The sequence below is a fragment of the Shewanella sp. 10N.286.54.B9 genome, assembly GCF_041468565.1.
Taxonomy (GTDB): Bacteria; Pseudomonadota; Gammaproteobacteria; order Enterobacterales; family Shewanellaceae; genus Shewanella.
The window spans coordinates 1-352 of record NZ_JBFRIY010000118.1 but is presented as its reverse complement, the minus strand read 5'-3'; the positions used below and the strand labels follow the sequence as shown (position 1 = coordinate 352).

Genomic DNA, 352 nt, shown 5'->3' with positions numbered 1-352 from the left:
CATAAACCCGCTTTCTTAAGCTCTTATTTCCAAGCTTAGCATTACCCAGTGCTTGCTGTATTCCTGGTCAAAGATTTTTACAAGAGTCGAGCTGCGCCATGGACCTTTGCTTGTGATACCCAAAGCACTTCGTGGGGTAGGCCCTCCCACAACCAACGGCCACTTGGATCCTGACGCCACGCTTAAGTAAATTCTGCACCTTCGTCCGAGGCTTTCGCCACTGACGCCAGTAGCACATACGTACGCGACGACGGATCCAATGGTCTAAATCGACACATCCTTGGTAAGCATTGGCTATGCCAAAGTAGTTGATCCAGCCTTGCATATATTGCCGCACTTTAAACAATTGATA

The 352-nt window shown here is 48.3% G+C and carries 1 pseudogene; it reads right to left on the bottom strand.

The window, feature by feature from the left end:
* Positions 1–352, bottom strand: a pseudogene (locus tag AB4135_RS22045) (group II intron maturase-specific domain-containing protein); the annotation flags it as partial.